10 protein-coding genes are annotated in these 15738 nt (G+C 46.0%); 8 read left to right on the top strand and 2 right to left on the bottom strand.

Going from position 1 to position 15738, the window contains the following annotated elements:
- The first annotated feature begins 4 nt into the window (after nucleotides 1-4).
- The 6 genes from ACTRDR_RS10785 (at nucleotide 5) to ACTRDR_RS10760 (ending at nucleotide 7157) form a co-directional block, all read left to right on the top strand.
- Nucleotides 5-208 (top strand): hypothetical protein, encoded by a 204-nt coding sequence (locus ACTRDR_RS10785; RefSeq protein ID WP_440527479.1) that lies wholly within the window; start codon nucleotides 5-7, stop codon nucleotides 206-208.
- Nucleotides 209-283: 75 nt separating this feature from the next.
- On the top strand, nucleotides 284-784 hold the full coding sequence (locus tag ACTRDR_RS10780; protein WP_440527478.1) for a SpoVA/SpoVAEb family sporulation membrane protein: 501 nt from the start codon (nucleotides 284-286) through the stop codon (nucleotides 782-784).
- 216 nt (nucleotides 785-1000) lie between these two features.
- Nucleotides 1001-2062, top strand: coding sequence for an iron-containing alcohol dehydrogenase family protein (locus ACTRDR_RS10775; protein ID WP_440527476.1), 1062 nt, complete (start codon nucleotides 1001-1003; stop codon nucleotides 2060-2062).
- 764 nt (nucleotides 2063-2826) lie between these two features.
- Nucleotides 2827-3402 (top strand): MarR family winged helix-turn-helix transcriptional regulator, encoded by a 576-nt coding sequence (locus tag ACTRDR_RS10770; protein WP_440527474.1) that lies wholly within the window; start codon nucleotides 2827-2829, stop codon nucleotides 3400-3402.
- 75 nt (nucleotides 3403-3477) lie between these two features.
- Complete coding sequence (locus tag ACTRDR_RS10765) at nucleotides 3478-5232, top strand: ABC transporter ATP-binding protein (RefSeq protein WP_440527473.1); 1755 nt, start codon at nucleotides 3478-3480, stop codon at nucleotides 5230-5232.
- Complete coding sequence (locus ACTRDR_RS10760; protein ID WP_440527471.1) at nucleotides 5232-7157, top strand: ABC transporter ATP-binding protein; 1926 nt, start codon at nucleotides 5232-5234, stop codon at nucleotides 7155-7157. Before ACTRDR_RS10765 ends, ACTRDR_RS10760 begins: the two co-directional genes overlap by 1 nt.
- Nucleotides 7158-7262: 105 nt before the next feature.
- Here ACTRDR_RS10760 and ACTRDR_RS10755 read toward each other — a convergent pair whose 3' ends face one another.
- Both ACTRDR_RS10755 and ACTRDR_RS10750 read right to left on the bottom strand, forming a co-directional pair.
- Nucleotides 7263-9938, bottom strand: a complete 2676-nt coding sequence (locus ACTRDR_RS10755; RefSeq protein WP_440527469.1) for a glycosyltransferase family 39 protein — start codon at nucleotides 9936-9938, stop codon at nucleotides 7263-7265.
- Between the two features lie 14 nt (nucleotides 9939-9952).
- A complete protein-coding gene (locus tag ACTRDR_RS10750) occupies nucleotides 9953-13219 on the bottom strand; it encodes a phospholipid carrier-dependent glycosyltransferase (RefSeq protein ID WP_440527468.1) in 3267 nt (1088 codons plus the stop codon).
- A 143-nt stretch (nucleotides 13220-13362) separates the two neighbouring features.
- Between ACTRDR_RS10750 and srtB the strand changes: the two genes are divergently transcribed.
- Complete coding sequence (srtB, locus tag ACTRDR_RS10745) at nucleotides 13363-14130, top strand: class B sortase (RefSeq protein ID WP_440527466.1); 768 nt, start codon at nucleotides 13363-13365, stop codon at nucleotides 14128-14130.
- 188 nt (nucleotides 14131-14318) lie between these two features.
- The coding region (locus tag ACTRDR_RS10740) for a collagen-binding domain-containing protein (RefSeq protein ID WP_440527464.1) at nucleotides 14319-15738 on the top strand (1420 nt) is incomplete at its 3' end.

The following is a 15738-nucleotide window of genomic DNA, read 5'->3' as shown; positions in this document are numbered from 1 at the left end:
CATAATGTACTTACAGATTTTATTATTACATGAAAAAACAGAGCAGTCAAACACTGTAACTGTTTACATCCGAGAAAATTCCAGGAAGCGCGGCGTATTGGATGGAAGTGGTCGACTTACCGTATATGCAGAAGGTGATCCGGAGGATATGCGCACCATTTTCGACAATTACGCAGGTGTCGGAAAAAAGTATCGGAAAAATAAATGAAAATCAGCATAAAAATACAAGATCAGGGTATTCTGTTATCAGGATCATAAATGAGGACAGATCAGGAGGAACAGAATGGAAACGCCGCATATGTCGAAAGATTCGGTACAACCGGATGCACAAGAGAAGCAGGAGTACGAACAGTATGTAAAAAGCGTCACCCCCACCCATAATCTGTGGGCACAGATGGGCAAAGCTTTCCTGACCGGAGGCATCATCTGCTGCATCGGGCAGGGGATCCTGAATTATACCGGAAATGTGATGGGGATGGATCCACAGACCTCCGGCAGCTGGTGCTCCTTAATTTTGGTGTTCGTATCGGTGGTGCTCACCGCACTTCACATTTATCCAAAGATTGCCAAATGGGGAGGTGCCGGAGCTCTGGTGCCAATCACCGGATTCGCCAATTCTGTGACGGCGCCCGCGGTGGAATACCGGAAGGAAGGACAGGTATTCGGTATCGGCTGCAAAATCTTCACTATCGCCGGACCGGTAATATTGTATGGGATTTTTTCCAGCTGGGTGTTGGGACTTTTTTTATGGGTGTTGCAGATGTTCGGAATCAGTGCCGGGTGAGAGAGAAAGATATAGAAGCTGACATTTTATTTACAATCTGACATTGCAATGTTATATTAAAAAAAGAAATTATCAGTAAGTCAATGTTTCTATGTAAAGAATATAAATGATGTCGGGGTCAAAAGGTCTTTCACCCACTTATGAGCAAGCTCATATGGGCTTAGACCTTTTGACCCTGGCATCATATAAATACATCATTCATAAGGAGAGGTTACCATGCAGATAGGAAAAGAGATGGCGATTCCGTCCATTTTAAAGATCGGAAACGGGACATTAGGCAAAATCGGCGGTTATTTGAAGGCGGAGAATCTGGACCAGGTCGTATTATTTTTCGGCAACGGACTGATTGACATGTTCGGGGAACTGGTGATGAATTCCCTGAAGGAAGCTAAGGTGAATGTCTTAGAATATAATGAACTGGATACGGTGGATATTGACGACATCATCACGCTGGCGTTTGCCATTCCGAATAAGGCGAAGGCGGTGATCTCCATCGGCGGCGGCAAGGTCATTGATGCCGGAAAATATGCGGCGTTTTTGCGGAATCTCCCGTTCATCAGTGTGCCGACCTCCAGCTCCAGTGACGGCTTTTCCAGCGCCAGCGCATCCCTTCTGGTGCAGGGGAAGAGAACCAGCGTTCCCGCCAGACTGGCATATGGTATCATTGTGGACACTCAGGTGATCCGTACCGCTCCGGAGAAGTTCATCTACTCCGGCATCGGCGATATGATCTCCAAGATCACAGCACTCTACGACTGGATCTTTGAAGAGAAGGCAGGCTGCGGCGAAGTGAATGATTTTGCAGTCATGATTGCGAAGAAAGCGGTGAACAGTTTCGTCCGCACTCCTTATGAGAGCATCAAGGATGAATTGTTCTTAAAAGAACTGTTGGATTCCCTGGCTATGAGTGGTATCGCCAACGAGATCGCCGGAAGCAGTGCTCCCACCAGCGGCAGTGAGCATCTGATCTCTCATGCGCTGGATAAGATTCTGGAAGTACCGCAGTTACATGGTATTCAGGTAGGTATTGCCACCTACATTATGGCAAAGGTACAGGATCACCGTTATATTCGTGTCAGCACAGTGCTTCAGGATACCGGTTTCTGGGATTATGTGGAAACTTTACATATGAAGAAATCCGATTTCCTCAAAGCCATCGACATGGCTCCCACAATCAAGCCCCACCGCCATACCTACCTTCATGAGGAAAAGTACCGCGAAGCCGCGAAAAAACTGGTGTTAGAGGATGAAGTACTGAATCGGGTACTGGAGGATTGAGTGTAAATTCCGGGATGACACAATCCATTGTTAAAATGATTTCCTGTGATAGGACACCGTAAAATATGAGCGGCATGATAGCCCGGCAGATAATTATTATGGGTCTATACAGAAAAATGTTGTTCTGAGATACTCAAGAGGGCAAATAAATTTTATAATTTGAAGCATATGGGTCTATGCAGAAAAAATATAGTCAGGGATACTTGATTTTGTAAAAATGAGTATCTGGAGGAGTATTTTTTCTGTATAGACCCATTTAACAAAATAAGACGATTAAAAAGTGAAAAAAATGGAACTCAGAAGAGAAAAAATCTGTATAGACCCACGAAAATTGAAATAATGACATTTGAACAAAACATGTAAGGAAGTTACCGCAGAAAATATGATTCAACTGCTGTTGGATATCAGAGATTTTCTGTGTAAGATCAGTTCTGGTATGAATAAAATCGGAAAAAAATAAAGACATAAGAAACTCCTCCTTTGAGAAAATATAGAAAATAAAAGAAATAGTTATAGAAGACAGATACATAATCAGATAAAGCGAGAATTGTAAAGGACTAATAGCAATTTATATAAAGTTTATATTTTTTTTCTTGCAAAGAGAATAGATTGCGTTATAATGTTAGATGGCTAACAAAAAAGTTAGCTATCTAACATTTTTTGCAAAATAACATGGAATGTACGTCTTTTCATGCTATGCTAAAATGCAGAAGCTGATTTCAGCAGTTTATGGTTTGAAGTATATAGAAAATAAAGGAGGCAGAATGGACGAGAAAGATGTACTGACGAATCGTCAGCTTGGATTCGAGATCAAGGCCGCCAACAATATGATCCGTCGGAAGATGGAAGCAATTTTTGCCCAGCAGGATGGTCATGAACTGAACGGAATGCAGGGACCGCTTCTGGGATATTTGTACCACAAAAGCCGACAGGGAGATGTCTATCAAAAGGATGTGGAGAAGGAGTTCAGAATCCGTAGATCCACAGCGACGGTGATGCTTCAGAGCCTGGAGCAGAAGGGATATCTCGTCCGGGTAGCATCGACGGAGGATGCCAGATTAAAAAGGATTCTTCTGACAGAGAAAGCGGTCGAGCATCATAATCTGATCGAAGAGCAGATCCGGATTTTTAACCGGGAACTGGAAGCAGGGCTGACAGAAGAGGAAAAGGCAACATTTTTGTGTATTCTGGATAAAATGATGCAGAATCTGGGAATGGACGGAGAGTGTAACGTTAACGGATGCTCCCAACAGGCAGATCACCGAGCATTTATCAGAGTAGAAAAATCAGAAACAGCAAAGAAGCAGCCAAGAAATAAAAAAGAAGCAGCCAAGAAATAAAAAAGAAGCAGTAAAGAAATAACGAGGAAATTAGATAGAAATAATTTAAGAAGAAAAGCAGAAAGGAAATCAGCTATGATTAAAACATTAGCCAGACAGATCAAGGAATATAAGAGTGCTTCGATCGTCACTCCCATATTCATGATCCTGGAAGTAGCCATGGAAATGGTGATTCCGCTCCTGATGGCATCCATCATTGATGACGGTGTGCAGGCGGGAGATATGAAACATATTTTTATCATCGGTTGTTATATGATCCTGGCAGCCATTGTCGGATTGTTCGCCGGTGTCATGGGTGGTAAATACGGTGCGAAGGCATCCACCGGATTTGCCAGAAACTTAAGAGAAGCCATGTATGAGAATATTCAGACCTTCTCTTTCTCCAACATTGATAAGTTCTCCACCGCAGGACTGGTCACCCGTATGACTACGGATGTGACCAACGTGCAGAATGCATATCAGATGCTGTTACGTATGTGCTTCCGTGCACCGGTCAGCCTGATCTGCGCCATGCTGATGGCGTTTTTGATCAACGCGAAAGTGGCAAGCATTTATCTGGTGGCAGTCGTATTTTTAGGTGTCATCATGATCTTCATTATGCGGAAAGTGTCCAAATATTTCAGCGAAGTCTTCAAAAAATACGATGAATTAAATGCCAGCGTACAGGAGAACGTAGCAGCACAGCGCGTGGTAAAAGCTTATGTGCGCGAGGACTATGAGATCGACAAGTTCCACAAAGCGAGCTACAACATTTACAAGATGTTCAAAAAGGCAGAGTGTACCATGGTCACCATTTGGCCCGTCATGCAGTTTACCGTATATGGCTGTATTCTCGGAATCAGCTGGCTGGGTGCCCATATGATCGTTGCCAGCCAGTTAACCACCGGTGAACTGATGAGTCTGCTGACCTACTGCATGACCATTCTGATGAACCTGATGATGTTAGCCATGATCTTCGTTATGATGACCATGAGTGCTGCCAGCGGAAAGCGTATCGCGGAAGTATTAAATGAAAAGGCGGACATCACCAACCCCGAACAGCCTGACTACGATGTAACCGACGGAAGCATCCGTTTTGATCATGTGACCTTCCGTTACAACAAGCAGAGTGAAAAGCCGGTGCTGGATGATCTGAACTTCGAGATCAAGGCGGGAGAAACCATCGGTATTCTGGGTGGTACCGGAAGCTCTAAGACCAGTCTGGTGAACCTCATCAGCCGTCTGTATGATGTCACTGAGGGTACCGTTTATGTCGGCGGCAAGGATGTCAGAACCTACGATCTGGAAACCTTACGTAATGAGGTATCCGTGGTATTGCAGAAAAACGTGCTGTTCTCCGGTACAATCTTGGAGAACCTCCGTTGGGGCGACGAGAACGCCACCGAAGAGGAATGCATCCGTGCCTGCCGTCTGGCATGCGCCGATGAATTTATTGAAAAGATGCCTGGAAAATACAATACTTATATTGAGCAGGGCGGAAGTAACGTATCTGGCGGACAGAAGCAGAGACTGTGTATTGCCAGAGCACTGCTGAAAAAGCCGAAGGTACTGATCCTGGATGATTCCACCAGTGCCGTGGATACTGCTACCGATGCGAAGATCCGCAAGGCATTTGCCACGGAGATCCCCGGTACGACGAAGATCATCATCGCACAGCGTATCTCCAGCATTCAGGATGCGGACCGCATCATCGTAATGGATAACGGCAGGATCGATGCGTTTGCATCCCATGAAGAACTGCTTCGTACCAATAACATTTATAAAGAAGTATATGAAGCCCAGACCCAGACGGGTGGCGGCGACTTTGATGAGAATGGAGGTGAGTCATAATGCCAGGACCTATGGGCGGCGGAATGCGTGGACCCGGCAGAAGAATGCAGGGCGGTACGCGCGTTGACAATCCGGGAAAAATATTTAAGCGACTGATGGCGTATATTTTCAAAAACTACGGCATTCACTTCATTTTTGTATTGATCTGTATCGTACTGAGTGTTGTGGCAAGTATTCAGGGTACTCTGTTCATGCAGAGGCTGATCGATGACTATATCCTGCCCATGATCGGACAGGAGACTCCGGACTTTGGCAATCTGTTCCGGGAAATTATCCGTGTGGCAGGCTTTTATCTGGTGGGTGTAGCGGCTACGTATGCTTACAACCGTATCATGGTGACGATAACGCAGGGAACATTGAAGAGTCTCCGTGATGATCTGTTTGAACACATGGAGAAGCTGCCGATCAAGTATTTTGATACCCATTCCCATGGTGATATCATGTCCATCTACACCAATGATATTGATACTCTGCGTCAGATGATCAGCCAGAGTATCCCGCAGGTATTTTCCAGTTTTATTACTGTAGTGGGTACGCTGGGAAGTATGCTGGTACTGAGTATCCCGCTGACAGCAGTCAGTCTGATCATGGTGGCACTGATGATGTTTGTCACAGGTAAAGTTGCAGGCTTAAGCGGAAAATATTTCGTAAAGCAGCAGAAGAATATCGGTACCGTGAATGGCTATATCGAAGAAATGATGGAAGGCCAGAAGGTAGTCAAGGTATTTTGTCACGAAGACAAGAGCCTGGAAGAGTTCAAAAAGTTGAACGACGAGTTGTGCGAAAGTGCTTATAATGCAAATAAGTTTGCTAACCTGATGGGACCTATCAATGCACAGCTGGGTAACTTAAGCTATGTGGTATGTGCTATCGTCGGCGGTGCCATGGCACTGGGCGGTTTCGCAGGATTGACCTTAGGTAAGCTGGCCAGCTTCTTAACCTTTAACAAAAGCTTCAACATGCCGATCAGTCAGGTCAGCCAGCAGTTGAACAGTATCGTCATGGCACAGGCAGGTGCCAAGAGAGTTTTTGATCTGCTGGATGAAAAAGTAGAGGCCGACGAAGGCTATGTAACGCTGGTACGTGCGAAAAAGGTAGACGGCAAGATCGTAGAGTGTCCCGAGAGAACCGGTATGTGGGCATGGAAGCATGTACACCAGGCAGACGGTACGGTAGATTATATTGAATTACAGGGTGAAGTGGTATTCGACGATGTGGATTTTGGCTACAACGACGACAAGATCGTTCTGCATAACATCGAGATGTATGCAAAGCCCGGTCAGAAGATCGCATTTGTAGGATCCACCGGCGCCGGTAAGACCACGATCACGAATCTGATCAACCGTTTCTATGATATTCAGGATGGTAAGATCCGTTACGACGGCATTAATATTAACAAGATCAAGAAAGCGGATCTGAGAAAATCCTTAGGTATCGTACTGCAGGATACCCATCTGTTCACTGCTACCGTAATGGACAATATTCGTTTCGGTAAGCTGGATGCTACCGACGAGGAAGTTATCGCAGCAGCGAAGTTAGCGAATGCGGATACCTTTATCCGTCAGCTTCCGGATGGCTACAACACAGTCCTCACCGGTGACGGCGCGAACTTAAGCCAGGGACAGAGACAGCTTCTGTCTATTGCCAGAGCCGCAGTAGCGGATCCGCCGGTACTGATTCTGGATGAGGCTACCAGCTCCATCGATACCCGTACTGAGAAGATTGTACAGGACGGCATGGATAAGCTGATGAAGGGCAGAACCACCTTTGTCATCGCCCACAGACTCTCTACTGTTAAAAACAGTGACTGTATTATGGTCCTGGAACAGGGACGCATCATCGAGAGAGGCAGTCATGACGAACTTATCGCTCAGAAGGGCAGATATTACCAGCTGTACACCGGTCATGCCATCGCCGAAGGCTAAGGATATTCCCAAGATTATAGAGAACAGTGCCCGGATCATGAAAGATATGATCCGGGCACTGTTTTTTTATGGATATGCGCTGTCTGTGTCTGAGGGAGTCGGTTTTTACATGATCTGTTTCCAACTGAAATATCCCACAAAATACAGCATCATAAGCATGGATGAAAGCAGTAATATGAGGAATTTGAGTTTTTCATGACGTTGCAGCCAATCACCTTCAAGCAGAAACAGTGGCAGGGCAGACAGGGTATAGCGTCCGGCACTGATCAGCCAGCTCGAGGAGTAGGTCAGCAGGAAAAAGGCAATCAGGTAGGCGAGGTACATGGGACGCATTTTCCTGCGGAAACCATAAATGATACCTGCGATATAGACAAAAAACAACACGAGTTCCGGTAACCATAGGCACATACCGGTGGAGGTGTACCAGCCGGTGATGGCGTTTTGAATGATATAGTGCAGCGTTGTCCAGATCGGAGCAAATCCGTTGTACCAGTGATTGGACTGATAATACAGGAAACGGAAAGGATCCCCCTCTACCTGATAATTGATCAGAAGATATACGACAAAGCCAAACAGCATGACAGCAGCCTGACAACCGGGGAGAAGCACCTTGTGCAGGAAATCTCTCCATTTTTTGCCGCGGAGCAGGGTAACTCCACCTTCAGAATAAAATAGTTCCACCAGCACGGCAAATGCCAAAAGCAGTCCCTGTACCTTTGTCAGACAGGCGAGAAAACCGAGGATGGCAACCATAGACCATTTATGCTGCCTCACATAGTAAAGAAAGGCAGAAGCAATGGCGAGGAACAGGGACTCTGTCATAATGGAGCCGAAAAAGAATCCGAAGGGGAAGACGCTGATGGCCAATGTAGCGGTCAGTGCGGCTTGCTTATTAAACTCTGTTTTTGCATTTTTATATAAAAAGATACAGCCGATTCCATAGCATATGGTTGAAAGTAAAATTCCGCAGAAGCGCATGTCGTGGAAGAAAAAACCAAGCCAGCGCAAAAGCCACGGCAGTAGCGGATAAAACACCAAAAAAATATGTTCTCCGTTTTCTATGGCACCCGCATAGCCATTCTCGGCAATATTAAGGTAATGCTGTGAATCCCAGCGTTTCCATACCTCCAGAAAATCCGAAAAAGTGATTCCGCCGGAATAATCGCCCATGACCGCCATAACAACTATGGAAAACAGATAGAATATAATACGAAAACCAATAGCAGCACAAAAGATTTTTATTTCTTCCGGGTAACGTTCCACAAAAGAGATAATCCGTTTTTTTACAGAGGAAAGAACAATACTTTCATGTAAACATTCTATTCCGTAAACGGAAACAATCAGTAGGACCGGAACATAGTTGGTGATGTAGCGTGCACTTGTTTCCCAATGCATAAGGAACACGGTGATGCCGATAATAGCCAACAAAGGCGCCTGCAAAGCGGTGATCGGATCCGATACAAGGGTGTCAGAGGTAACAGAAGATGGTGATGCGGTCCTGCGAATACAATTCATGGCAGCAATTACCAGCAGCACAAGCAATGCATAGAAAACCATATTGCAGACAGCCTGATAAGAATGATATTTTTCCCCACTGTATAAAATAAAAGAATGAAGCCAGGAAGAATGAACGGGACTGTCATCCAAAAAATCAGAAAGTGCCAAAGTGCCATCTCCGAAACAGCGATAAAGCTTTCTTGCATAAAGGGCAAGCATACCGGTAAGACCGTTTTCGGAGATACGGTTTCCAATCTCGCTCCAAAGCGCCTGATTTCGCAAGGCAGGGTTTTGGAAGGAACGTGTGAATTCATAATCTGCCGGATTGTATCCTCCGTTTCCGGTAAGCCCCATCATGATCCAGTGCAGGGAAGGCGTATTCTTAATGACAGCCAGACCAGAGTCCAGATGGACGGAGTACATGTAATTGTGAAAAATCAGCGAAACCACGAGATAGATCAGACTGACACTCAGCACATATCCGCCTGCTTTCTTCCATTTTTTCTGAAAAAGAAAAGACAGTATAATAGCAATCACCATGATGCAGACAGTAGGTTTGATAAAAATGCCGATCGTGGCAGTAAGTCCCGACAGTAGATATATGGCAATCTTTTTCTTCCAATCCGGAACATCCGTAAACAGAGACAGATAAAACAGGAAAATCGGAAAAAGCAGAGACAGAGAGTCTGTATAAAAGGCGTCAGCCATAAAGGAAAACGGCAGAAAACATATGCTGATCAGTAAAGTCAACAAACCGTGGCGGCTTCCGAATAATTTACGTGTCGTGAGGCTGGCAATAACAAGTGTTAGAAGCAGTAAAAGTCCGTTGCCATATGCCGCAATCAGAAAGTAATCTCCGGTAAATACGGTGCCAATTCGAAATAGCACATAGAGAAACATAAGACCGCCCAGGTTATTGGGAAACCAGTCAAAATAGTCATAGTAATTCGGAAAACTTCCGGTTTCCAGCCATTGAATGGCACCGCCATAGATGGCATCCAGATCAAAGCTGGGCTGGAAACGTAATTCTTCGATCCGGGAAAACTGAAAGATTCCAAACAGTATGACAAATCCGATCAGGCAATACGGATATATTTTGTCGCAGAAAGCTTCTTTTCCATGAGTCCTGTGAAGAAAGTAAAGCAGGAAACACAGGAAAACAAGAGCACTGCCCCAAGTAGAAAAAGAAGGATTATGGAGCAGCAGACTTCCGGTTAAAAACAGAAAAAGGATGCTTCCAATCATAGCGGCAAGTTGAAATAAATTAAATTTTATCCTATTCATGTGATATCTCCCTCTTAACCAGAGATTAATACCCAGGTCGGTCTCCAACGTAAGTATTTTATTACAAAATCCACATCCACCGGCTGCCCGGACAATACCGGATAGAACAGCAGGAACAGGGCAAACGCCACCGCGGCATAAGCGCAGCAGACTATGACGAAGGTGCGGTCAGACATATGCTTCTTCCACTGCATCAGACTGTATACGATCATCAGCACTACAAAAGGAACACTGGGGAAATAGTGGTAGATGAAAGTGATCCTGGTGACGAAGAACCAGGGCAGGTACTGCGCCAGGTAGCCGACTGCCAGGAAAGCAGCTGCTGCATATTCTCTGCGGGACAGGGTAATCGCAGTATTTGTGGAGCTCTCTGTTTTTGTGTGTCCTGCCAGAGAACAAAGAAACGCATTATTGCGAATTAACAGGTACAGGATGTAAATAAATGCCGGAATACCGATCCACCATACAACAGGATTGCCGAAAGCACTGATCCCCTCTTTGACTGCATCGGTCAGATATCCGGAATAGTACCAGATCGGACGGACTATGGTGGGCCACTCATACCAGGAGGAAGAGTAGGGATGTGTCGCCTCCAGGCCACTGTGGTAGTTGAACATGGAAGTCTGGTTTGCCAGCATACGGTCAAACAATCCCGGATGAGAATTGTCTACAAAAGGCAGGTAGGACAGCAGGTAGATCACTACCGGGATCAATACGAAAAAGGTCAGACAGAAATCAATGGTCTTGATCGTATAGTTAGGGAAATTCTTCACTATGTATTTATGATCGATACCGTTTGTGCTTTTGCCGGGATGTGCTTTGGCGTAAAGGTATTCCCGGTAGCGCCGCAGCAAGTGCGCGAAAAACAGCAGTGCCAGACCACATCCGGCATAGACACCGGTCCATTTGCTGGCAATGCCAAGCCCCATGCAGACACCACATAATCCTAATGGAATGAAGGTCTTGTGTAGTGGCGTGTCATAGAAACTCATGCTGCAATAGCTACACATAAAATAATACATGGCAATCACGAAGAACGTGATATAGACATCGATCGTTGCAATTCTCGTCTGTGTAAAATGCATAAAATCAAAGGCAAACAGGAAGCAGGCGAGAGCCGCCGCGGGAGTATTACCAGTCATTTTCTTCCCCAACAGATAGAGGAACGGCAGCATGGCGATGCCAAATAAAGTACCCATGATCCGCCAGCCGAAGGGATTCATCCCGAAAATAGCGATACCCACAGAGATCAGAATTTTGCCCAAAGGCGGATGCGTATTTTCATAAGTGGGCAGCCCGTGGAGGAATTCATAAGCCGTACGGGCATGATAGATCTCATCGAAATACATGCTGTTACGGAAAGAATAGCGTTCCGGGTAGCAACCGCTCTCATCGAACAAAGTCTCGTAAGCAGAGGCATTCACAGGGCGTAGGATTTCACCGTCCGCATCGGTGAAGACCAGCTCGATCAGAGACGCATCCGTATCGGTCAGTGTGAGACGTAAGTAACGGGCGTCTGTTACGCCTGCTGTCTGCGTCAGATCTTCCAGGGACACATCCTGCCAGGTGAAGACATTGTTCAGAATGATCTCGCCCAGATACGTCCAGTCCTCCGCCTTTGAGCTACGGACTTCAGCCGTAAAATGCCGCTGATGCCAGGGCGCGATGTAACTTGCCAGGGTGACGGGAACTGTATTTTCCGGAAATTCCAGTTCGATGACCTGATTCTGTGTCATATCGTAGGTTGTCTCGGGAGCCTTGCGGTCACCCAGGTCATAGAGCGTAAAAAAGCTGTAGAGAGCACAGATCGCCAGCAACAGACACAGGTCTGCTCTCGTGAGACGCAGACGTTTTTCGGAAGGCGTGGGCTCTAAGGGAGACAGAAAATGTTCCCGGAACAGCTGCCTCAGTCCGGTACCGGAGGCTGTAGAAGAACTGCGTTTTGCTCCGGCATGCCTTCTTACGCCAGTGACAATAGGTACCGCTTCTCCATGGACATAATATTTCCAGATGATTTTGTAGAAATCATACAGACAATATAACATGCCTGCGGATACCAGCAGAATTATGGGGGCCTTGCGGTCATAGTTCTGCGGATCGTAATGGTACAGCACGTTGGCAGTGTTGTAGAAATGCAGCGCGGCGAAGCCTGCATAACATTTCCACAGGGAGCCGGCGGGTTTATACAGACAGCAGAACAGCAGCAGTGCAAGTCCCGGATACATATAGCGTTCGTGCATTCTGACAGAAAACAGGAACATAGTCAGAATGATAAAAGCACCAAGGCAAAAATAGCGTGAAGGCTCTTTTCGGCAACGCAAGGCAATCAGAAAAGTAAAAAGAACGATCAGCACAATGGCAATGGATCCCCAGGTTCGGCAGGGAAGGAACAGAAAGATCGTGTTCTGGTCCATCCAGTTCATGCCTAACAGCCCCCAGAAATTATAGGCATTAACCGCCGCATATTCATAGGAACCCAACGTGGAAGTGTACTGTGAGATCGCGGCATTCAGTCCGAAGGGGGCGCACAACAGAAGCATGCCGCAGATCATAGCCAGACCGCCGCACAGATTATAAAAGAATTTCCTCCAGGAAAAATCCTGCAAAAATACATGATCCAAAATGCCGACCAGAAGGACGGGAGTGAAGATCAGTGTCTGCGGCTTTAACAGAACTCCAATACCGTAGACCGCATAAGCCGGAAGCATTTTGCCGTCCATAAGAAACAGGCACATCAGGATCACCACCAGGGTGTGAACGGAATCCACCTGCCCCCAGCAGGAAGAATTCAGGATGATTGCCGGCTGGAACAAGTAAGCACAAGCTACACATACAGATTGCATTTCGGAAAAATGCAGTCTTTTTGTCGCCTCTTTGTAGAGCAGATAGCCGCAGGCCATGTCGCACAGAATAGCAGGCAGCTTTAACAGCATGATATGCAGGCTGGAATAATAAGGGATCCCAAGCAGGGAACGCAGCGCCCCGATGAGATACAGGACATACATGAATCCAGGCGGATAATCGGTAAAAGTCTCCGCGGAATAGAATGCCCCGGGACCTACGGTGAAGATCCGGTCAGCCCACGCAGCAAAACAGGCAATATCATTGCCGAAACCGTGGGTGGTATAAGCAAGGATCAGACGAAGCAGCAGGGCAGCCCCGAAAATGATCCAGACGAACCGGGTAATGTTTTGGGTATTATGTTTGTCTTCCTCTTTTTGGAAGCCGGTATAGCAGACACCGCACAGAAGCAGTGAAAGGATAGCAAAAAAATGTATCATAAGATATAATTCCCCCAATAGTTTTATAATCACAACTTAAAAATATCAAAAAATGAGTTTTTCGTAAAGACGATTACTTAAAAATAAGTTATAATCATTAGTAAATTCAGACAGATGCAAAAAACGGAAAAAAGGGGACAAGCATGAAGAATAAAAAAGTGGAAAATGCCATTACCGCAATACTGGCGGCTGCAGTTCTGATCACCGGAGGAATGAGTCTGTATTCCTATCTGTCGGAGCAAAAGGCGAAAAGCGAATATGATGCCATCAGGCAGGAGGTAGTGGTAGAAGAGCCCAAGGTGGAGGAGACAGAAGAAGTACAGGTGAAAAACTACCCCGATCTGCAGATTGATTTTGCAAATCTCAAGAAGACCAACCCGGATTTCAGAGGCTGGCTTTATTTTCCGGCACTTGACATCAGCTATCCGGTGGTACAGGGCGAGGACAACAATTATTATCTGAAGCACTCTTTTGAGGGAGAAAGTGTAAATGCCGGATGCATTTTCATGGATTGTGAGGCTTCGGCGGACTGGTCGGACCGGAACACCTTCGTCTTCGGACATAATATGCGGGATGAGAGCATGTTCGGTAGTTTTAAAAATCTGTTGAAGGGGACCGTAAGCTGCGGGGAGAACCCGTATTTCTATATCTATACGGAAGATAAGGTCTATATTTATGAAATCTTTGCTTATTACGAGACCAGAAGCACCAGCGACCGCTTCGCAACCTTTACCTCGGATGCTTCCTATGATGATTACGTGCAGTGGGCGACAGAGCATTCCCTGTATGCCTCGGATGTGGACTTAAGTGCCAGGGGGAACATTGTGTCGCTGTCCACCTGCTACGGTTCTGCCGGTACCAAGAAGCGTGCCCTGTTACATGGAGTATTAACGGAAACGGTCAATAATTAAGACTGTGTGCCCCTTGTGAGCCTTCAAAAAGACAACCAGAGAACAAAAATAAGCAATAAATCACAATTTTAGTAAAAAATCTGAACCCTTTTTATGAGATCCATAGTCTTAATAGATGTAAAGAGGAACGAAAACGTTTGAGTACGTTTTGGAACGAAGACATGGGATTTCATTGAGGGAGAAATCAGATGAGCAGACTTAGCAAGTATGTGAAGGAAAAATTAGTAAAGGTTCTGGTGGCAGCGCTGGTAATGGGAACCGTTGCGGGGAACGGAACACTTACGGTACAGGCAGAGGAATTGGTTGCGGTAGAGGCAACAGTTGGGGAAGACTCTGCATCCGGAGAGAATATTGATGTGGAAGAAAATACAGTAGCTGATCCGGAGGTGACACCGGAAGCAACGATGGCGGCAGAACCGGAAGCAACGGCGGTGGCTACACCGGAAGTGGCAGCAGGTGCAGGTCTTATCATGCCGCTGACAATGAATTTAAGTGCGGAAGCAAATGAGACAGTAAACCTGATAACAGTAGGTACTTTGAATTATGAAGAATTTGCTGTTGTTGCACAGGAATATACCGGAGGCCATCTGGAAGGCGGCGGTTTAGTCGCTAATCTGCGGAATTGTGTTGATTTCTACAGACCCAGTGTGAATTATATCGGTCAGATATCAGAAGCTATGCTGACAGTGGGAAATGGCGGGTATGATGGAAAGGCCTCTTTGGTAATTGAAATGCCTGCCAATACCGATAAAACTTTTGTGCCTAAATATAATGAAAATAATGGTGGAAATGTTAATCTTGTAGTAAAAGAGACTGGTAAAGAGGATTTTTGGTTTACGGTAGGAACTATTAGTAATACGGAACCTATCAGTGTTTGTGAAACGGGAGCTGTCAGTACAGCAGTAGATAATGCACTTGCACAGGCAGTAGCAGATTCACAGAATTACTACAATATGACATCTTCCGAAACAGTAACTGTAATCAATGTTGAAGGAAGATTGACAGAGACAGAGGTTGCCACTGTACTGAAAGATGCGCAGGAAGGCAAACTTGTAATTATTAATTGCCTTGGTAACTGGACAAATATAGATTGCGCAAATATGGCTGCAGATGGTGGTTATGCACATCAGGGATGGGCAGCAAATATTATTTGGAATTTGGGACAGAGTAGCGGAAATCTGGTTTTGAATCAATCTGTGTTTGGAAGAATTCTGGCGCCGAATGCTGATTTCAGCAATGGGTGGGCTATGGTAGTTGGTTCTGTGGTTGCAAAGACTTTTGTGCAGGGAAATGAAGTGCATTATCCAGGACTGAAGGGAGAGCCCAGACCTATAAAAACACCGACACCGACCGTGACGCCGACGCCTACACCAACGGCAACACCAACTGCAACACCAACGGCAACGCCAACTGCAACACCCACTGCAACACCTACGGCAACGCCAACTGCAACACCGACAGCAACGCCAACTGCAACACCAACAGCAACACCAACTGCAACACCAACGGCAACGCCAACTGCAACACCAACTGCAACACCAACGGCAACGCCAACTGCAACACCTACGGCAACGCCAACTGCAACACCGACAGCAACGCCAACTGCAA

Origin of the sequence: Simiaoa sp., assembly GCF_051972595.1 — a bacterium.
Taxonomy (GTDB): domain Bacteria; phylum Bacillota; class Clostridia; order Lachnospirales; family Lachnospiraceae; genus Acetatifactor; species Acetatifactor hominis.
The sequence above is the reverse complement of the archived record's forward strand: the minus strand, read 5'-3'. Positions and strand labels throughout refer to the sequence as shown.